This window comes from Candidatus Zixiibacteriota bacterium, from assembly GCA_021159005.1.
Lineage (GTDB): Bacteria > Zixibacteria > MSB-5A5 > UBA10806 > 4484-95 > JAGGSN01.
Genome location: JAGGSN010000074.1, coordinates 1 through 20918 on the forward strand (window position 1 = coordinate 1; position 20918 = coordinate 20918).

The 20918-nt window shown below is 37.6% G+C and carries 14 protein-coding genes and 1 CRISPR repeat array; of the genes, 1 reads left to right on the plus strand and 13 read right to left on the minus strand.

From position 1 onward, the window contains the following. Positions 1-1022: PEGA domain-containing protein (locus J7K40_04565; protein MCD6161672.1), on the minus strand; the 1022-nt coding region annotated here is incomplete at its 3' end. A 168-nt stretch (positions 1023-1190) separates the two neighbouring features. On the opposite strand from J7K40_04565, the gene J7K40_04570 reads away from it, so the two are divergent. Further along, entirely contained in the window at positions 1191-1757 is a 567-nt protein-coding gene (locus J7K40_04570; protein MCD6161673.1) for a hypothetical protein, read from the plus strand. Between the two features lie 387 nt (positions 1758-2144). On the opposite strand, the gene cas6 is transcribed toward J7K40_04570, so the two are convergent. The 12 genes from cas6 to J7K40_04630 all read right to left on the minus strand — a co-directional run. Then, entirely contained in the window at positions 2145-3098 is a 954-nt protein-coding gene (cas6, locus tag J7K40_04575; GenBank protein MCD6161674.1) for a CRISPR system precrRNA processing endoribonuclease RAMP protein Cas6, read from the minus strand. A gap of 8 nt (positions 3099-3106) precedes the next feature. Beyond that, a complete protein-coding gene (locus J7K40_04580) occupies positions 3107-4369 on the minus strand; it encodes a TIGR02710 family CRISPR-associated protein (GenBank protein MCD6161675.1) in 1263 nt (420 codons plus the stop codon). A gap of 131 nt (positions 4370-4500) precedes the next feature. Further along, positions 4501-5791: direct repeats of the CRISPR family, unit length 37 nt; unit sequence GTCTTAATCCCTTCTTAGTCAGGGTATCTATTCTTAC. Positions 5792-5974: 183 nt separating this feature from the next. After that, positions 5975-6259 carry a CRISPR-associated endonuclease Cas2 gene (gene cas2 / locus J7K40_04585; GenBank protein MCD6161676.1) on the minus strand — a complete coding sequence of 95 codons (285 nt, stop codon included), beginning with the start codon at positions 6257-6259 and terminating at the stop codon, positions 5975-5977. After that, positions 6259-7218, minus strand: a complete 960-nt coding sequence (gene cas1, locus J7K40_04590; GenBank protein ID MCD6161677.1) for a CRISPR-associated endonuclease Cas1 — start codon at positions 7216-7218, stop codon at positions 6259-6261. The genes cas2 and cas1 overlap by 1 nt, the downstream gene beginning before the upstream one ends. A 21-nt stretch (positions 7219-7239) precedes the next feature. Then, positions 7240-8154, minus strand: a complete 915-nt coding sequence (locus J7K40_04595; GenBank protein ID MCD6161678.1) for a hypothetical protein — start codon at positions 8152-8154, stop codon at positions 7240-7242. Further along, positions 8151-8825, minus strand: coding sequence for a type III-A CRISPR-associated RAMP protein Csm3 (gene csm3, locus J7K40_04600; GenBank protein MCD6161679.1), 675 nt, complete (start codon positions 8823-8825; stop codon positions 8151-8153). Before csm3 ends, J7K40_04595 begins: the two co-directional genes overlap by 4 nt. Next, positions 8822-9379, minus strand: a complete 558-nt coding sequence (gene csm2 / locus J7K40_04605; protein ID MCD6161680.1) for a type III-A CRISPR-associated protein Csm2 — start codon at positions 9377-9379, stop codon at positions 8822-8824. Before csm2 ends, csm3 begins: the two co-directional genes overlap by 4 nt. Positions 9380-9389: 10 nt before the next feature. Beyond that, positions 9390-11684, minus strand: coding sequence for a type III-A CRISPR-associated protein Cas10/Csm1 (cas10, locus tag J7K40_04610; GenBank protein ID MCD6161681.1), 2295 nt, complete (start codon positions 11682-11684; stop codon positions 9390-9392). Positions 11685-12183: 499 nt separating this feature from the next. Then, positions 12184-15564 (minus strand): helicase, encoded by a 3381-nt coding sequence (locus J7K40_04615; protein ID MCD6161682.1) that lies wholly within the window; start codon positions 15562-15564, stop codon positions 12184-12186. A gap of 3 nt (positions 15565-15567) precedes the next feature. Next, positions 15568-16008, minus strand: coding sequence for an ORF6N domain-containing protein (locus J7K40_04620; protein MCD6161683.1), 441 nt, complete (start codon positions 16006-16008; stop codon positions 15568-15570). 12 nt (positions 16009-16020) lie between these two features. Beyond that, positions 16021-19737, minus strand: a complete 3717-nt coding sequence (locus tag J7K40_04625) for an Eco57I restriction-modification methylase domain-containing protein (protein ID MCD6161684.1) — start codon at positions 19735-19737, stop codon at positions 16021-16023. Positions 19738-19961: 224 nt separating this feature from the next. After that, the coding region (locus tag J7K40_04630) for a hypothetical protein (protein MCD6161685.1) at positions 19962-20918 on the minus strand (957 nt) is incomplete at its 5' end.

Sequence of the window (20918 nt, forward strand, 5' to 3'; positions counted from 1 at the left end):
ACTTTGCTGATTAGGCCTACCTTTTCAGCTTTCCCCCGCTGAAGCTGAACTTCAATCTCATTCGATTCATAATACTGAGACCGGGCGTTAACCTTATATAAACCGGGTCTGAGCTGATTGAATGTATGCGGAGTCTGCACATTCCGGGCAACACCATTAAGGTAGATATCCATTCCACCTTGAGGGGATGATGTAACCTCAATTGAGCCGAAGTCTGGGTTTAAACTGTAATCTTCCTTAGTCTGCGGTGGCTTAATTTCTATATAGTCCTCAAATGTCACATACCATTCCTTTTCGATACGAATGGGATATTTGCCGGCAGGGTAAAAGTCGTTAATTGGTGTTTTGCCAAACATCACATTGTCGATAAACACTTCCGCACCGGATGGCACTGTATTTATTACAAGATCAACATCCTCGATTTCTGAGAGTTTAAACTCAAACAGAGTATTGTTCACGTCAACATAAATCGCCTCAATAAGCGGCTGGTAGCCGTCCTTCACGAGTTTAAGCTGATGGTTGCCCTCAGCAACTGTATGCTGTTTTCCGGTTCCCTGTTCTTTGCCGTCAATAAATATTATTGCGCCAGATGGTTCTGAAATTATTACAATCGGGATGTTTATAAGTTTCTTTTCGCCTGTAAGCCTGATTTTCCACACCTCTTTACTGTTCAGCTTAATGCCGATTTCAGACAATATAATTTTCATAGGCTCATATCCTGTTTGGAATATTTCCAGCACCCGCTCATCCGGCTGAAGGTAAACCATATCTTTGCCAGGTTTCTTATCCACACGTATCACACCATTATAGGAGTCGTAAGCGAATCCATCCATATCCGATATTACTTGAATAGCGGCACAGAATCTGCCGTTAGCGTCCTTAACTCCAACAATCTCATCAGATGATTTCACAGGTTTACCTTCAATTTGCAGGCTGGATAGTTCCGCAATTAGTGGTGCGGCGATGATTGTTAGAATCAGAACAGTCAGTATCAGTTTTAAAATTACGTTAAATCGGTTCATTTGCTTCCCCTTGGCCACATTTTATTATGGTAATAATATATTAATCGGGCATCAAGACGAAAGATAAATTTTAGTAAATTTCAAATATGATCTATCGGGATAATTGAGCAATTCCATCCCGATTTCCTGGAATAAGAATGCAACAAACATTCTAACCAGGAGATTATTATGACTTTTACTGAAATGCTGCCAAGCTTGCAAAGTCAGGCATCAAAGGTTTTTAACGGTAATAAGAACTCTATGCGGGACGCGCTGGGAATGGCTTATGCCAATTACAACAGTTGCCTTAACAGAAAGAACCGCCAGCTGTCAATAGGGGAGTTAACTAATTTCATAAAGTACCGCGCGACAGAGTTGAACAATGGTACACGCCCTCACTTCGGGAACATCTCTAAAAATCGAACAAACGATGTCTATTACAGGCCAGCTTATTTAGACGGCAAAGTTGAGCGGTTATATTTTGAACACGAGAATGACGATTGGGAAGAAGGCGATTACGGTTATCTGGGATATCAGACTCGAGTGCCCTCGAATGAAAACGATATCCTGTTCAACATCGACTTCGGAAAATTCCGCAAACAGTTAAACGGCATCGACAGGGAACTGCTCGACTTGCTTGTTGTTGGCTGCAACCCAACAGAGATTTCACGTGTTATGATGCTGTCATACGGCGTTGTTAAAGATCGGTTAACCTCGATCGGTCAAAAGTATGATGAGTTCTTTCAGCGTGAATAGCGGTGGTTTGAGTATCATCGGGGGAAGTATAACAGCTTCCCCTGGGGGATGAGATAGTCGGCATCAGTCTTCTTATACCATTAAAGGGATTGTAATTGTCGTTGAGTAGAAAATATAATTGATGTTGGACACCCGGGGGTCGGATTGGCCGGTTTTAACCCGACCCGTGACAACATATCTCTGGTTTGGACACTGATTACCCATTTTTTATGATGCAAGTCGATACCTGCATAAAGTGTCTGCCCAGTCCAATCGGTCTGTGTTCTTTCCATGGTTATCCTCCATTCTAAAGCTGTTAGTTCCAACAATGTAATATAATAATGTCGAAACACAACATCGACCATTAAACATAGCTTATACCATTAATAGGAAAGAGAATTGATGTTTCTATAACTTCAACTCATAATCTCCTAAACCCATTGTAGTACTTTTACCTAATCCGGTATACTGTCCAACTTCCAACAAGTACAACAAATCAGGTGGGCAGTCATTTATCGTCAAATTTCCTGTTACGCCACTTATACTAATAGTTTTACTCTGACGGCTTGAATATCGAATCGCTTTTACTCTACTATAATCCTTTACGGTTTCAAGCAATTCAGCTTTTTGAAGTATTCCTTTATAATCTAAATCCAATTCTCTGTCATGGAAAAAATATGATAGATTGCTTGCCCTTCTTAAAAGCGTTGCAATTATATCACGGAAATCTGGCTTATAATTAGATTTGCCTGCTGTAGTAATTTTCAAAGGCGATTTGAAATGCAATGCGATTTTACTAATCTCAGTTCTATCATTGTTAATAACTACCGGATGAGCAAAACCGACATAGTTTTTCTTAAGGTCGGACCATGGCTTTTCGCTTTTAGATAGATTATCACTCAATGATATTATCTCTGCTTTACCTCGCTCTCCTTGGTATTTTCTACCAATACCAGCTTCAAAGCCGCTTTCGAGACTTAGCAGAACCATTAGCAGATTAGCCGCTGTCTTGCCAAACAAAGTTAAACCAATCTCAATCACAGTACCTTCTTTTAATTCGGGCTTATCCCAGGGATAGACAGCAACCCTTATCGGATGAGGCGACTGAGGATATAATTTCATACGTTTACTGTCTGGCGGAACGGGCGATTCATATATCATGCCATAAGCGCATGAATGAACAAGAAAACACTTATTGCAATTTCGATGAGCCATTACACAGGAATAATCTTTCAGCTTATACCCAATTATTCCATGAATAACACTGCCGGGGAAAGAGTTCCATTTTATAGCACGCGTAACTTTGACCTTAATGGTTACCGAAATCAAAGGTAGATTAATACCAATTAGACTGTCATTCATTTTGACTCCTACTCTATCCCAATAGCTGCGATCTCATCAATATTCATCTTGGCAAATTTCACTATTTTTCCGTCTATGCCAAATACTCCCGAAAATATGCTGTATAGTTTTTCATACTTATATTTATCAAGTTGATCTATGCCATGAGCCAATATAGACCTGTTCCTTAAGTTCAATATTTTAACAATATCTTCCTCGTTCTCAAAATACAATTTGCCGAATTCATCATCTGATTTATAAAGCTGTTTGAAAGCATCATAACAACCTAAATCAACGACTTCACCTTTCTTTTTCTTACACTGATGTTTGCTCTTTAACTCATCGACTAATTTTTCAAAAGGGAAATTCGAGGTCCCCTGACCATACAGTTTGTAAAATTGAGCTTGGGCTACCATCTCTAAAGCGCGATACAAGCGGGCAATTGCATCATCAAATCGACCCTCTTCCGCTCGACGGCTGGCGTTAGCTACTAATTCCTCAACCATCGGTAATGATATATCTTCGGTTTTAAGACTTTCCAGATAATCAATATTGTCAGATACCTGTTTGATGAAACCGGACATCTTATCAATTTCAGCCGGATACTTACTGTATAATTGCCGTAATCTGTTGATATCAGAGTTTAAATTATGGAAACAGTTTTTAAATTTAAACAAATCCCTGTTTTGGTAAACTGTCGTAATACTCTTTAATATTTTAAATATATCTTGAAGCTCTTTGCCGCCTTTAGCGATTATATCATCGCAAATATCAATAGCCGGCGAGAAACGATAGCTGTTGAAAAACTCGCAAAATCTCTCTTTCTGAGTTTTGGCGATTATATCATAAGGATGAGAGTTATAAACTATTTTTTCCGAGCCATCAACAACTATTCCGCGGCCATCCTTAGTGCGAAACTCGCCAGATACATATGATACTTTGACACCTAAATCGATAGCCGCTAACAGAAGCGCGGCACTCATTATCTTGGTGCCTCCGGTCGGGTCGGCTATTATATCCTTGCTTTCAAGACCTGTGGTACGGATGTCTTCAAACGCCTCAATACATTTGCGGTAGCATTTTGGCAAATCAGCAGGATCCTTGATAGGAAAGGATTTCTCTACCCCATGAAATTCATTCTTGAAAACTGCATTTTTAATTTCGGGAATCTGGTCTTGAGTAACAGTGGATGGGATAAAATATATATAACCCGGGTTATGTTCTTTTAAGCTCTTAATGATAGGTTTAGGCGTACCGCCAATTGTTAAAACTAATACTGTATTATTTTTCATAATCTCACTCGCTTTTTTTTATTTTTTTCTTTGATGCATTCGCCTAAATACCTCACACCGCAATAAAATATTATTACTAAAAGTATAACTTCCATGCAGCCTCCTTTTTTACAGGTATTCCACCTGTGTTAATTTTAATCCCTTCTTAGTCAGGGTATCTATTCTTACGATGACAGAGAACGATATTAACGAGGTGCATCACGCATGTCTTAATCCCTTCTTAGTCAGGGTATCTATTCTTACCTCAAATACGCTTGATAATTTACAAGTAATGTGTATGACGTGTCTTAATCCCTTCTTAGTCAGGGTATCTATTCTTACAATTACAAAATTACGATCTCAAAACCAAACAACTAATTTTGGGTCTTAATCCCTTCTTAGTCAGGGTATCTATTCTTACAGAAACAAAAATCGGAGGAAAAAATGGAAACGACAGAAAAAACGGTCTTAATCCCTTCTTAGTCAGGGTATCTATTCTTACTTGAGAGCTATGGCAGCGTCGCCATGTATCGCAGGTTCATGTCTTAATCCCTTCTTAGTCAGGGTATCTATTCTTACTAGTATTCGCCTGAAATTCCGCTAACGTCCACACTGAATGTCTTAATCCCTTCTTAGTCAGGGTATCTATTCTTACAAAAATATTTCGTAAGTGAGTCCCGACTGAAGAAGGATTTGTGTCTTAATCCCTTCTTAGTCAGGGTATCTATTCTTACTTATATAAATAAAGATTCCACTAATGTAGACGCGATACTTTGTCTTAATCCCTTCTTAGTCAGGGTATCTATTCTTACTACGACAGGTGGTTACGACAGCAACCCTTTAAAAAAGGAGAGTCTTAATCCCTTCTTAGTCAGGGTATCTATTCTTACTTTTGTTCTCCCTTGTTTTTTGTATCTATAAATCCTTTGCCCCGTCTTAATCCCTTCTTAGTCAGGGTATCTATTCTTACTGACATACAGTTAACAATGCGTCCATTCTATGATGGAAAGTCTTAATCCCTTCTTAGTCAGGGTATCTATTCTTACCTGCTATAACTACCGTTTCTCCCCCCAAAAACTGTCCAGTAGTCTTAATCCCTTCTTAGTCAGGGTATCTATTCTTACACTCCCAACTTGTATAATTCATTTTCGCCTCTTCTGTTTGGTCTTAATCCCTTCTTAGTCAGGGTATCTATTCTTACCCCATAATAAGATAGAAAAAAAGTTGTATAATATACATTGTCTTAATCCCTTCTTAGTCAGGGTATCTATTCTTACCCAAGAGGTCAATGATGATGGCGATAGAATCAGTTACTATATCTGCGGGTCTTAATCCCTTCTTAGTCAGGGTATCTATTCTTACAGAGGAATTGGAAAGGAAAATAGAAAATGGGGGCGGGTGATAACGTCTTAATCCCTTCTTAGTCAGGGTATCTATTCTTACTGCTCATCAAATATCTTTTTGCCTTTCAACAGTTTCCATCGTCATTTCGGTAAACATATAATTTTTCAAACAGAATGTCAATATAATCCTTCCCTATAAAAAACTATTCTGTTGTCAATGAACAAGTTATCAATTCAGGAAACCACAACAAAAAACACTGCTATTTGAGGTTTCCCGATGTTTTCATATTATGTAAACATCCGGTTCATCCATTGGTTTTATTTCTTTGCCTAAAATGCTGATTTTCTTTTTACACGATTCGCAAATAAGATAAATGCGAATGGAATCATCACCGTTCAATTTAACTTTGTCTTTTAATCTGGTTAGACATTTTTGCCAAATTTCATTATCCAAACCCGGCAGTTCAAACACCGACTCTTGAACTCGAACACCATAATCAGCTAAGATTTTCGATGTTTTCAACCGTTGTTTATTATCCGAAATATCATAGCTCACAAGATAATTCATCATTGCGCCTTAAATGTATAATAATCAGGATATTCTTTTTTTTCAAGGCATACTTCTCTTAATGTGTCAACCTGAGTTCTAAGGATGTTCATAAAACCGCTGCTTTTAATATGTTCATCCCACTGTTTAAAGAATTTTTTAATTCCATTACTATCAAGTCTAAAGCCTCCATCCTCGGAAGGTTGGAAATCATCTTTTTTCATTATGCCAAGATTGAAAAGCCTGACAACAAACCGGTCAACGATAGGCGCTCTGAAAACTTCTACTATATCAATAGCCAGGGATGGTCGCCCATAAGCTGTTTTATGATAGAAGCCAAGGTATGGATCGAATCCTACAGCGTTTAGATGCGATTGTATTAAGAAACCTAAAAGCACATAACAAAACGATAACAGCGCATTAGATGGGTCTTTGGGCGGTCGTTTGCTTCTTTTATTAAAAACAGATTGGTCAATAAAAACGCTTCTAAAAGCATTAAAATATGCGCTTGCGGCGATACCTTCAACACCATTTAAAGCGGCTTGGCTATTTTGTTTTTCGATGCTGCCAATCTGTTTTTCAATTTGCCGAATTTGATTGCTTAAATCTATATCGCGCTTATTCCACACAAATTGTTTTAATACTTCTTTTGAATTATCAAGTTTTGCTTCTAACAATCTTTTTGCCTGCTTATGACAAATCGAATCATCGGAAAACAGCTTGAATTGACTCATTCGCAAAAGGATATTTTTAGAAAGAGGCGGCGTAAATTGCCCGAAAATCTTTCCCGATTGAGTAAGTAAAGCCAATTCGACACCGTGATTCAACAGAAGTTTTAATGCTTGCGTAGTGAATTGTATATTACCGTAGAGCAGAACATTATTTACTCTATGCGCGCTTATTTTAATCAGCGTTTCGCCTTTCTTTTCAACAATAATTTGATTGCCTGCTTTTCTCAGGTAGGCACCTTGTTCTGTCAAATAAAGATTAGCCGCTAAACATCACCATTTAATCATGCACGGAACTACATAAGCATAACAGTTTTGCACAACTCTATCATCGCCCGGAGCTATACCCTCAACTATTCTGCCGTAATAATCCTTAATAGAGTTATTTGTTTTGAACGCGGCGCCGGCTTCCATCTGCAGCAGCGGTTTTTTAAATGGATTTGAGAAAACGCCCTCGCCAAGCTTGCCGTATTTTGTGCGAAGCCTGAAGCGTGCGTCAGTTGGGTCATCCGCCGCGGGTGTCATAGATGACAGCGACACAAAGCCGTTAGCGTTATTAAATCTGCCGAAACGTTCGAACTCTTCTATGCTCTCAACTTCGAACGCTCCCAAGCCGACAGATTTATCTTTTCCAAAACCAATTTCCGACACATTCTTCAGAAGCGACACAACTTTGTCATGCCAGTCCGGTTCGCAGCGAAGGTATATATTGAGCTTGCTGTTGCCGGTCAGGCAATAGGCTTCAGTTTCATACAAGCCTCTTGAATCGTCTTTACCGCCGGTTGTATTGGTTATTCTGTTTAGTGAAGCATGCTCTGTCAACACTGGTTCCCAGGGATCATCGCATGGTTTATCAACAGCTTTTTCTCCATGGCATACGCTGATAAAATCATCAAGCGAATAGTAAGGCGCTTTTTTCTGCTTTTTACCGGCGGTATAATCATCAAGAGATTCTGATTGTTTAAACCCTAAATCCAGTAAAGGACGAGGCATTTTATTGTCAGGAAACCCGTCCGACAAAATAAATGGCGGCTTACCCTGCCTGAATGGTAACAGGAAATCATCGATGCTAATACCCAAAGCTCCGTAAGCGACCTGCCAGCAAAGATGCCCGAAAATAGTATCAGACTGCCATTGCGTGCCGGCTGAGGAGTTGAGTATTATAGTTATCTGATAATCTTTCATCACCAGCTCAAAGATTTAAGATATTCGCTCATAGGTTTGCCATCGCCGGCAGTAATTTTGACTTTGCCATAGCCGCGCGTACCGCATCCGCCAAGGTAGTCATTTTCGAGCATATCGAAAGCATCGGCGAGTTTTTCGGTGTATTCTTTGCGTATTGCAGGAGTGTCTTCCTCGAACAAACGGATTGAGATAGAGAAGTTTACAAATGAACCTTCCGGTATTCTCTCAACTGGTCTGGGTCCGCTCTTCGCAACTTTGCCTGATTTTCTGTCCATAGCAATTTCAGATTTAGTTTCTGCTAATGTCCCAGGCAAATATTCTTCTAATTGTTCTTCTGAGTCTTTCCTCAGTTTTGCATCTCTAAAAATCAATCTGGTTGGTTCTACTTTAGGATTTTGCTGATTACCACAACCAAAAAGCTTACATATAAAACATTCACCACAATCACAAGGTTTACCAAAATCTTGGCTAGTTTTGCTATATTTTAATTCGAGCAAAGACCTTAATTTACCTTTTATTGATGAACCTGGAATATAAGGCATTCTGCTAATGGGATGTCGTATAATCGGGTTATCAGTTTCTCCCATTCCAACTGATTCTTTTGTTCCACCAATTTTTAAACCTGTTAAACACTCAATTTGTCCATTTATAGTCTTAAAACCTTCAAGTTTCATTTATCCTCCTGTTTTTGTCTCATCCTTGCTACAATTGATGTTAAATATTCAACAAAACCCTGAAATTCCCGGATATTTTTCACAGCGATCTCTCCATGTAATTTTACAAAATTAAGAAAGGTTCTTGGAATTACATTTCGATTTACTAAATACTCAGTGTCTCTCCAGAAACGATAGAAATTTTCTCTGACATAACCCAATGGAGTATTTTTCCTAGTTTTTAATCTCAAGTCAATAGCTTTAAGAAAATTAAATAGGTGTCTGATTTTAGTTTGCGTCATAGATTCTTTTTTTAATAATTTAGTCATGTATTCAGCAGATTCAATAAATATCTCCCTCTTTAAAAAGCCATCATCGTTATAAAACCCATCTTTAAATATACAGCTCTCTGGAATGGTTGGTTTATCCCGCGGTTTGCCATAGCTTTTTTTGCTATAATTTTGGCCACCTTTGTGGGGATTATCTTGCCTTTTTTTGACGTAATCTTGAGCACACATTATACAATAATCCTTCCCAGGCAATGCTTCTTTTCCACAAACTTTACATTTTGCCATATTAATTCCTTTATTTAGTTTTAGTTAATGCATATTCGCAAATAAAAGGCAGCGTCCTCGAATCTTTATTCTCTGGATTTGTGAACGCCTGAGCCCACTTCTTAGCTTCTTTTTGGCTATCTGTTCTATTACCCCAATTTCGTGTTAGATCGTATATCATCTGAGGAATAACCCTCAGCAATGAAGTATTCCCGCTGCTGTGAAACTCTTTAAGCTCCCGGCCATACTGAAAAAACCGATAAATTTTGGATGTATTAAGAGCGCCGTCTTTAATCCATTGCACAAGCTGTTTTCCTTGTTTTAAAGCGTCAGCATATTCATCCCAGCTTAAGGATGTTGCAAAAGCAGTTATCGAGTCTTTGCCGGTTTCATTTTTGGAAATATCAAGATTGTTGCTTGCCAGTTGTTGACCATGAAGCACCGGAGTTTTTGGATTAACAACTGTAACACCGGCAGAGAGCCCCCATGATTTATTATAACAAGTATAGCGGGCAAACTCTGAGCGAAGTTCTAAGGCAATATCAAACACTTGATTCCATGGTCCGATTAAAAACAGGTCATCCCCTCCGGAAAACACTGTATAGACAGCATTATATTTTTCCTTAAGAAGATTATAAATATAGCCGGAGAAGAAATATTCCATCTGTCTGCTAAGCGTTGCTAATCGCGAAATTGAAGCTCTATTTTTCTTCGCTGTGCCTTCAGTCACAAATCCCTTCTGGAAAATATAACCAAGGTTGTCAACATCAGCTTTTAAATAGCCAAGCATTTTTTTGCCTGCAGATTGTTTAGCGATCCAATCAAATTCTTGAACATTGTTATTTTCATTTCTAGGAACCCAGTTATTTTTAAGAATAGTGAAGTACGGCATATCATATTTATTTTGTACTTCTCCCCGAAACTCAATTATTAAATCTGAAGCTCGTTCTGATTCAGTAGTTTGCTTTAGCAGTTCTTTTGAAGGGAGTGCCAGATAATTTGATTTTACCAACTTTCTGCCAGTTTCTCTATCTGCAGAACATCTTGCACATAAACCCTCATTCTCTCCTGAAGTATGCTTTATCGCATTTGAATGACATGATTTACACAGTTCTTCATATTTATCTGAATAGCCCGGTCTGAGCCATTTATCTTCGAGCCATTTGTTATTCTTCTGAAGCGATTTCAGCCCCTTAAAGCTAGCTTCATTTAGCTTCTCATTGATTTTCAAAAGCGCTGTTGGGAAATCTTCAATATCATCTTTAGATATCTTCTCCCAGGACATATTGAATCTCAATTCGCCGTTTCTTTCCTCAAGTATCCAGTCATGCAATTTGTTTTGCTGATTATTAAGAACTTCTAATGTAATATCCGTATTGGGTAATAGTAGGTAGAATTTACCGCCCGAATACATAATCAATTGCGACATGGGCAATTTAAGTTCATTTAAAATACCGAAAGCTGTCGAATCTGAAAAAGTTCCAACATCAAATGAACGGCCCCTCAAAGCTTTGGCGATTCCACCGGAGCCAGACTTAAGATTGAAGATATATTTTTGAATTCCACCAAAATCACCCGCCGCTAAAATAAATGGTTTTTCTTTATCATTAGAAAGATACAAACATCCAGCAATAGCAGATGTTGTTTTCAGATGATCATAAAGCGAGACATCAGGCACATCAACATTTGTAGCTGATGGCACCGCCCATAGATATTTTTCAAGAATTGATAGCAATGTATTAATGAATTGTATTTCATCTGATATTTTTACATTCTTCATAGTATCAAGAAGGTTAATCCAGATTGAATTATAGTTATTAATTTGATTGTCTGGATTATCAAGGAGAGTTGGGAATATGGAATTAGTTGAATATTTATTTAAGTTATATTTGTATTGATTTGATTTTTGGCAATTAGGTTGAATTGCAATATAATTAGAAACTGGGGATTGTAATGTCTTCCTGAAATCAGTTCGCTCTCCAGAGGAATCCATAGACTCGCGGTCCATAGCTGAAGAAAGATAATCAGCTTCAGTTATTATCTTTTGATTATCATCAGAAGGTTTATGATGATATGATGCTAAATTAGCTAACTCTGATGTATTAATTTTGTCAGGAAAGTACATTTTAACTGCTTCAATAAATTCATTAGTGTATAAAGCATGCTTACGTGTTAAATATCCTCTTTTGCTGGAGGGACACAAATACTCAGCAAGCCCTAATGAATCATTTGAAAGTCCTGCATCACTAGAGAAAGCTCTTTGTCCTACTTTTCCAATATCATGTAATAAACTGGCTAAAGAAATAACGCTTAATTTATTTTTCATATACTAATCCTCTTGAAAACATTGAAGTTAAACAATATTTAAAATTATCCCCAAATCGCTTACCCTTGTTGCAGATTCCCATTATGCTTGCCCTTTTATTATACAGCTTTAAATAAAACTATTCCAAAACGAAATGGCAACATAATAATTCTTTTAATGAATATATAAAACTCTACTGACAGAACCTGTCAGTAAAAATAAAATAAATCATAAAAAAAGTCCCCACCAAATAAATGGCAGTGGCGGGGTGTTGGGATTACCACTTACATAGCCTATCCAACATCATTTTCATCGCGACCCCCGAAAGAACTACGGTGATCATAATTTTTATGAATAATGCGGGATAGCTGGGATTTAGTATATAAAAGGAATAGATTTTCACTTCAAGTTAATATTGCCAGACACCCCGTAGGGGGACGATGACCAAAGCCAGATTATTTTATATGAAATAGCGGCTATTACATTTTATATATATAAATGCGTAACTTGCTAATAAAAATTATAGAACTTCACTGCAAATTACTTTAACTATTAGGGGTTCAGTTACATCACTCTTATCACGTAGGTCTTGCAGATTATGACGTTGATATATGTCCTGCAATCTTCTTATTAATGCAGTGCCAACTAAACTATTTCTTTTAATTTTATTTAGCTCATCTTTTACAGCTTTTCTATCGATATTGCGGAAAATCTTGTCATAAAGATTTATTTCGGATTTAAGGTCATCGTTATTGCTGTTTTTAAAAAGCAGATGTAATTCTCTAACTACATAATGCTGGGCTTTGGTTAGATGTGCTGAATGACGTTGTTCTACAATACGGCTATATGCTTCATCTTTAAATATTTTCTTAATCCTCTCAATGCTTGTGTTTATATTTTTGGGTAAAGGTAAACCAATCGTATCTTGAGCAGCTTTAATTTTACCTAAAACCAAAGATATATCTTGTGATACTATTTCCCCTTTTTTATCTATAAGATATAATTGGTTGTACTTGTTTTTCTTGCCTGCCTGACAAAAAACATAAAGATTGTCAATTGATGAAGATTGAGCAGCTCTTATACCATCCCTAAGTTTGCTAATCCTATCGAATTCTTTAAGATTATCTGCTTTCAGCTTTCTTAATAATTCTTCAGCCTCATTCAAATCCATATAATCCGAGTCATCTTCAAACGCATCCAACTTATCAGATTCGCCTTTGTAAATTGCATACATAGCTTCTGGGTTTAGTTGTTCGGTGTTATCCAATATCTCAGCATCTTCACCAATAGTATCATGTATTTCCTGGATTCTATTATGCACTATTTCATGAAGATTCAAGTTTTTATCCAGTTCAGTTTCCGGTAAAAAATTGTAACCATAAATCTGATCATGCTCTGAACCTATGCGGTCAATTCTACCGAAACGCTGTATCAATTTTACTGGGTTCCAATGTAAATCGTAATTAATGAGATTATCGCAATCCTGAAGATTAAGCCCTTCTGATAAAACATCAGTAGAAACCATTATTCTTATTTCAACATCATTTTTCCGCAATGTGTAGTTATTTGCTTTAGGGGAAAATAATTTTACTAAACGGTCTTTGTTCTCTCGACCACTTGATGCATTTTGAATTTCAGGTTTTTTATCTTCATTTATATTATCATATAGATATTTTACGGTTTCTGCAGATTCCGAAAATATCAACGCTTTTCGGTTTTTCAAGGTCTTATTATTTAATAATTTCATTAAGGTCTGGAGTTTATCATCACGTTCGGGGGGTATTACTGTTTCGTTAACCATGTCTTTTATGTCTTGCAGTATATAAAGGTCATGTTCTATATGAGATTTTAGCCTTTCAATATCGAAATCATCAATATTGTAGTTTTTTGATTGTACCGCTTCTTGCAATGCATCTAATAACTCAGGTTCGGAATATAAATCAGCCGTATAAAGGATATTCTGGGCATCTTCACCGGCTGGCACAATTCCATTTTCGAGGCTTGTTAGAAATGCTTGATGGATATTAAGCATCCTTTCAATAGTCATCCTGAAAGCATAGACGCTGCTTTCAAAGCGTTTGAATAACATTACCCGCATCAAGCCCCTTAAGTTAATGCCGGCTCTATGCAAATCTTTATATGGTTTGACTTTTTGCCTGTCCTTCTGAACATAATGCCATAAAGCGAAACGGGCATAAGTTAGCTGACCGATTATGGGCTTGCCTTTATAATTAAACTTAGCTTTGCCAAAACAATGACGGATTTTGGCATATAATCCGCTATAAGTATTCTCTATACTATAGCTAACAGTTCCGATATTCCGTTTTGGGAAATATCTGTGTTTTCCGCCCACAAGGATATAAGCCCGCTTTTTACCTTTGATATAATCATCAAAGTTATAAGGGTCAACTTCGGAATGGGTTTTTGAATCATAACCGTAGAACCTTAGAATATAATTTCTTGTTCGTCTTACAAGTATATGTTGTAGTAAAGCTCGAAATAGTGAAATTGCAATTTCAGGGTTATCATCATTGCTATCAATTCTTTTAAAATATTCCCTTAGGTTAGGCGGATTTATAGGAATATTTGTAATATCATTCGGATGAAACAGTTTAATCTGATTAAATACATCGCGCGCCGATTTATTACGGGGAGTTGCTGTCATCAATAATGCTTTTTTCTGGCCGGTATGCAGAAAATCCTGAAGGATTTTATATCGCTGAGGCGAACTGTGCCGGAAATTATGACTTTCATCTATCAATACGAAATCTCGGTTTTTATATCGTTCATCCGTAAGAAGAAAATTCCAATTATCTTCATCACCTTCTTTAAGCATAGACATGGGTAAAATTACTGCATTAAGATTGTAATTGTCGTCATAACTCTGCCACATCTTTTCCAGCGTTTTGGGGCATATAATAAGTGGTTCTACTCCTTCTGATTTTCTGAATTGTCTTATTACTGCTGCTCCTATATAGCTTTTGCCTACACCTACAACATCTGCAGCAAACGCTCCCCCATATTTTTTTATTATGCCAACAAGGCTACGAACTGCTTCTTTCTGGAAATCAGCTAAATCTTTTATTATTTTGCTATCAAATAAAATTTCACTACTATCCTCACCCTCAAGACGATCCTTAACCAGAGTATAGAGCGTTTTCATGTAAATATCATAAGGTGTGGCTTCATATTCTGCCCAGGAGCTTTGAATTTCTGTTAATATATCATCGCTGAGTTCTTCTGCTTCACCCCAGAGGATATTAAACCAGTCTGTCAAAGCATCATGGTTTTCGCCGTTATCGTGGACATATACATTGAGTTCGGTATTGTTGGTGAAACCGGCTAATGATATATTGCTCGAACCGACAATCGCAATGCCCTTCGAGTTGGGCTGAGGGTTTTTGAAATCGAGGATATACGCCTTCGCGTGAAGCCTGCTTTTGGTATAGACTTTAATCTTCAGACGCTGGGTCTTTATCATTTCGCCAAGCAGTTTGATTAGCGATTCGTTTGTATCTGTCTGGTCGGTTTCCGATACGGAGCTGCGGAAGTCATCAAGGGCATCTCTGACAATTCCCTTTTTCCGTTCAATCTTGCCCAGCACTGTGTCCGAATGATACCGCTGTTTGTCAATCTCTTTGGCAATGCCGTCATCGCTTCTGTATTTTTGAGCTATTTCCTCAATGGTTTTATGCGTGCGGGCATTGCCGATTAGCAGACGGAGTTCTTTGATCTTGTAGCTGCCATCGTTATCGACTGCCCTCAGCTTATCCTGAATAGCGGCCAGACCGGATAAGTACACATAACCGACTGCGAACTTGGCTTTGTCGGCAAAATCGAGCTGTTTGTTAAGCTCTTGGGCAAGCTTGGTATTGCGGTTGTCTATTATTTGGTGCGGCATAATTTACTCTATTAAGTCTGGGTGATTTGTTTTTAGCCAGTTTTTTAAATCAAATCTCAATGTTCTCATTTTGAGAACCATTGTGCTCAATTTGAGAACGACTGTCAAGGGGTTTGGTTCGATTGCCCGCTCTGAGTTAAGTACGCTGGCCAGCATTATGGCGCCATGTTCGTTGAATACATAGGGCAAATACCGCCGACCGCCCCGTCCACTTTTTGAGGTCTCAAATTGCGACCTCAAAGATGCCGTCTCTTCGGCAGTGAGTTTAAACATGAAATCAGAGGGAAAACGCTGAAGATTACGTTTTACCTGTTCATTCAGACGTTTGGTAGGAACGCCGTAAAGTTCTGCCAGATCACTGTCGAGCATTACCCGATGCCCCCGAATATTGTAAATCCGCCGACCGATTTCGCTGATTGTAAGTTTGGTGGGTTTTGCGGTCATGGGTTGCCTTTATTAAATGCTTTTAGCCTTATCAAGTCTGTCTTTTACTAACTCACAGACTGCCCAGTAAACCTCGTTCCGCTCCGCTTGAGTTAAGCCAAGTATGTCAAAGACAATATCATCCAAAGCCTTGCGATCGGGGAGGGGGTTGGGGGTTTGGGAACGGATGGGATGATTTGGACTAATCCCAGCTTCTTCAAAGATATTTCTATTGCCCCTATTATCCAATTTTATAATGAGCGACTTTATTTCACTCTTTCTAAATAGCTCAGGCTTTAATACAGTAATATCTTTAAGTTCTTCTACTGTAATAAATAATCCTCCTCCGCCAACTAATGCATAACCTTTTATTTCTATTAATAGAAGATTCATATAAGAGTTCAAAAAACAGAGAAGCTTGTAATCACCGTTAATTCCGTAAAATACTTTATCCATAGGGAATCTTTTCAAATTATGTAATACTTTAAAATCAGGATTATGAGTACAAGGATAAGCAATATGGTAATCTATAATTCCTAAAGAGTACCAGATCTTTTTGTTATAAAGAGTAGGTCTTTTATTATATTCTTGCTTCTCTCCCCATTTTATATATTTGTGAACTTCTTTGCGATAGATATTTGATGTGCATGGAATAATCAACATTTTCAAAGAATAATATAATGACTTTAATATAATCGATTTACATTCTTTGGGAGATTTTATGAAAGGCTTCAAAAATTCCTCTTCAATCCTCAAATTCTTCGGCAGACCCTCATGTTTGGGGATAAGCTTATAGTATTTACCATCCTTTTTTATGTCAAAATGCTTACTTGGCAAGTAAAAGAACTCATTACATCCCGTTGTAAATCCACGCCGTACTTCTGCAATATCTCCCAACCTAACCAGTTTATCTTTTCCCTTTTCCAGGATTGTCCAATAAATATCTGGCGCTCTCAAATATTTTCCGCCCCATTTATCGCCTGTATATTTTCCGGTTTTTATCAGCAACTTTTGCTTTTTGGTATCATCAGCTTTGCTCTCGGTAGTTTCCGTACCATTTTCAAGCAGTTTTGTTTGGGATATGGCAAAACATTTTACTTTTTCTGTTTCTGTCCTTTCGGTGCATTTTTCGATATTTTTAAATACCTCAGCAGAGGCAGCGTTTTCAAAGGCATCCTTAAACATTACAAAGCGCGCTGTATTTGTTAAACCGCAATCAGATTTTATTTGAGGGCGGCTTAATATTACAATGATAGTATTTATATCAGCTCTCGAAAAGGAGCGTTTGGCTTTGTTGTCTATTATCATCTTAACATGAGCTTGTCTTAAAAGAAACTCTTGCAGGTTTTGACCGAACCCAACATCCAACCATGAATTTGAGGTAATAAAGCAAAAAGTTCCTTTTGGGCGCAGAAATGAAAGGGCATGGAAATAAAAATATATATATAGATCGCTTTTGGCGTTTAAAGGACGAGTTATTTTTTCCCTCTTGGTATCAGCATAGAAATATTTGGGATAATGATTATATACATATTTAATAAGCCTGTTTTTATATACTTTTTTGCGTTCAGCTGTTATTTCCTGTGTATGCTCCATAGGGTCGGCGATTTTCTCCTGCCGAACATAAGGAGGGTTGCCGATTACAATATCGAAACCTGAATCATCGCCATCTGAAAATATTTCGATAAATGACATTTTCCAAACAAAGGGTGGATGATCTTTGAGTTCTTTTGTCCTGAGCTTTTTTATGGCATCGCGAACATGTTTTTTTTCCTTAATTAATTGCTGTTCTTCTTCTTTAAGAGACTTAGTCAACAAATCAGGCTTAGCCTCATAGCCGAAAACATCCTCTTGTTTAAGCGCCAGATTTCGAGAAATTGCCAGCAGTCTATCTTCAAGGCTGTCTAATTTATCAAAGAGCAAATCATCGAATATTTCTTTCTCTCTTGTTTCGAGTTCTTCTTTTTCTGCCTCTGTCTGTGATTTATCTGCTTTATAATAATTAAGCTTATCAACATTGAATTTTCGTATTTTATTTTTAAGATAATTACTGTAACCCTTGATATCAAGAATGTTTGAAAAATCAATCCCTCCATAGTATTGGACAAGACTATCTCCCTGCCTTAGTTTGAAAGTCAAATTAGGCAACAGCGGTCGGGTTTTTCTCTCATGGAATGGTATTTCAACTTCAATGGTCATCTGAAGCCATAATCTGAGTTCAGCTACTCTTAAAGCCCAATCTTTGATATCAACGCCATAAAGATTATTGCCTATTATTCGTTTGTAGCGTTCATGCTGGGTTACGGTTTCTGCCGATGGTATATATTTCAAGGCTCTTTCGTCAAGATCTGCGAGTATTTTAAGCATCCCAACAAGGAATGAACCAGAACCAGCCGCCGGATCGACAATCCTGATATTATGGAGTAGTTGGCGAAGTGGTTTCCAAAGTTCTTTTTTGGCCAATTTATCATCTAAGATGGCTTGCTCATCTTCATCAATGGCAAATATACAGTCGTAAAATATCGGTTTGTATTTTTCGCCAATGTGGTTAGCAAGGTAATCCACCAGCGCAAGGCGGCACATCATATCTATTTCAAAACGAGGTGTATAAAAAATACCGGATTCGCCCTGGCTTTCAGCGCCAAGCTCAACTGCATTTACCATCCCCTCATAGACTCGACCGATCATTTCGGGGTCGACTGCAACTGTTTGGTCAATAGGTGTATCTTCAGCGATGGTAAAATTATATTTATAGAAAAACTCAAATACTTTTGACAAAACTTTATCTGAAATATTCTTTATCTTTTTATCGTCTTTAAGCTCTGTGAAAAGACCACCGTTTAGATAAGGAGCATCAACCAGCACTTTTGCAATGTTCTCAGGCAAATATTTAGGGATATTCTTTTCTTTTAATTCGTTATTAAGAGCCTTATAAAGTAATAATGATAGCCAGTTGCTATAAAATTTATTCTTGCCATCGTTTTCCTTTTTATAAGTCTCCCAAAAATCACTAATGAAATCGATATTATTTCCAAGCCAGCCTTTTTTCTGTATGAAATGGAGAAACATAAGTCGGCTTAAAAATCTTATAGTAAAAGCTTGAGCAAGAGAAAGCTCCTTATAATAATCCCTGATCTCGTTTACGATTGTTACGAAAACCGAATTGGAACCTTCCATTAATTCCTTATAGAATTCTTTGGCAACAGATTCAACATCGAAAGCCTCATCATGTGTCTGCTGAACTGCCAGAGGGGATGAGCTGTCATCCGTAATGGCGGTTTTGGCAAGCCGCTCGATAGCAGTGCGGTTTGGCTCATCGGGGCGGATAGAGATGCGCCTTACAATGCGCCGTCTTTCAGGCAATCTGTTTTCCTCAGAATCATCATCAACAGACACCAGTTTGACATTAACAAAATCCCATAGGGTCTCATCCTGATTGGAAAACACGATAAGGTTGTATGGGAAATCTCTGTTTATCCGGCTGATTACGGCGCGCTGAGTATTTCGGTACAGATTATTAGAATCCAGTTTTGCCCAGAATATTCTGAAATCGTGATTATGTTCAGCTAATATAGAAACTTTGCTGATTTGTTTTCTGATACTTTCCGGCCATCTGGAAATAGGGTAGTCTTCACTTTTGACGCTGTAATTCAGGTCATAGAATAAATCTTTTAATTCTGATGATCCATTTAAGGTAAGATTATTGAGATGATGTTCAACATTTTCAGAAATAGCACTACTTTTCGGCATAAAACTCCCCATTTAAACAGCTCAAAGTTTAACATCGAAAATATGGATTATTGAAAGTGATTTAGCAAGAAAAAAGGTGTTAAAGGTCAATAAAATGTTTATATTTTTAAGTAAATTAGCTTGATTGTAAACGGCGGTTGAAAAGTGTGCCAGGCATATAGTTTAAATGGCGGAATAAAAGTATGCCATTACTAATATTATCAAAGGCTGAGACTAAGCTTTTATTATTGTTTTTTTATTAAGTTTGATTCAATGATTTCATAACTTTCGTCACCCAAGCCCGGCTTACTTCCATAATACCGAGCTGCATCAGCCCTATTAGCACAAGTACCATTATCGATTAGCTGCTGGTATTCATTGGCTAATTTCTTATAATCAAGTCGAGGTTTTTGTGTATTCGCTTCTTTTATAGGTTTCTGAGGGAATAGAGCAACTATTGTAAAAGTTCTATCTATAGAACAGTTCGGGGACCAATTATGTCGATACCTCGAAATCGATCCTCGCCGCTTAACATTCTCCCCTGATTTGGCTATCATATCTGATAATTTTCCAGATTTATAAGAGTCCTTAATTTTATCCCATACTTCCCTTACATAGCCGTCGCCCCTTAGCAATATTTCCAGTTTGCCGCCGTTTTCCCGCTTTTTAATATGAGATATAATTGCTTCAATAAGCAGCTTGGAGACTTTGGTTTTTAGTTGATTCGGCAGCCTTGGGTAGATATCTTTGAATTCCTTATATATGATCTTTAACTTAGTAATATTAATTGTCGTTTTTTTGCGTTGATCTATCTGAGCCTGGAGTTTTGTAATTTGCTCTTCAAGTGATTTCTTTAAATCCTCGTTTTCCTGGATCCTTTTTGTAACCGATTGGATATTTTTTAAATCTGGTGATATACTAATTAACTTAACCAGGTTATCAGCTTCTTTTGCAATATTAGATAAGTTACCAGACATCTCTTTCAGCCTTTGTTTCAGCTCTTGCACATCTTCCGATGAATTAGTTCTAAGCTGTTTGGTAGCGGCCTTATAAAATTCATCTTCCGTTGCCATATAAATAATCAGCCGCTCAATAAAAGCCTCTAAATCCTTTGCTGGAAGATCTTTGGCTTCGCAAACACCTCCGCTGAATATGTTTGACCAGGTCGAACTCGGTCTTAGTTTGCTGAGCGGCTTTACGAA

Bases quoted from the DNA above. Each gene is read 5' to 3' on its own strand.
- J7K40_04570 (MCD6161673.1), top strand. From the start codon at position 1,191: ATGACTTTTACTGAAATGCTGCCAAGCTTGCAAAGTCAGGCATCAAAG.
- cas10 (MCD6161681.1), bottom strand. From the start codon at position 11,684: ATGAAAAATAAATTAAGCGTTATTTCTTTAGCCAGTTTATTACATGAT.
- csm3 (MCD6161679.1), bottom strand. From the start codon at position 8,825: ATGAAACTTGAAGGTTTTAAGACTATAAATGGACAAATTGAGTGTTTA.
- J7K40_04620 (MCD6161683.1), bottom strand. From the start codon at position 16,008: ATGACCGCAAAACCCACCAAACTTACAATCAGCGAAATCGGTCGGCGG.
- J7K40_04580 (MCD6161675.1), bottom strand. From the start codon at position 4,369: ATGAAAAATAATACAGTATTAGTTTTAACAATTGGCGGTACGCCTAAA.
- cas6 (MCD6161674.1), bottom strand. From the start codon at position 3,098: ATGAATGACAGTCTAATTGGTATTAATCTACCTTTGATTTCGGTAACC.
- csm2 (MCD6161680.1), bottom strand. From the start codon at position 9,379: ATGGCAAAATGTAAAGTTTGTGGAAAAGAAGCATTGCCTGGGAAGGAT.
- J7K40_04615 (MCD6161682.1), bottom strand. From the start codon at position 15,564: ATGCCGCACCAAATAATAGACAACCGCAATACCAAGCTTGCCCAAGAG.
- J7K40_04625 (MCD6161684.1), bottom strand. From the start codon at position 19,737: ATGCCGAAAAGTAGTGCTATTTCTGAAAATGTTGAACATCATCTCAAT.
- cas2 (MCD6161676.1), bottom strand. From the start codon at position 6,259: ATGAATTATCTTGTGAGCTATGATATTTCGGATAATAAACAACGGTTG.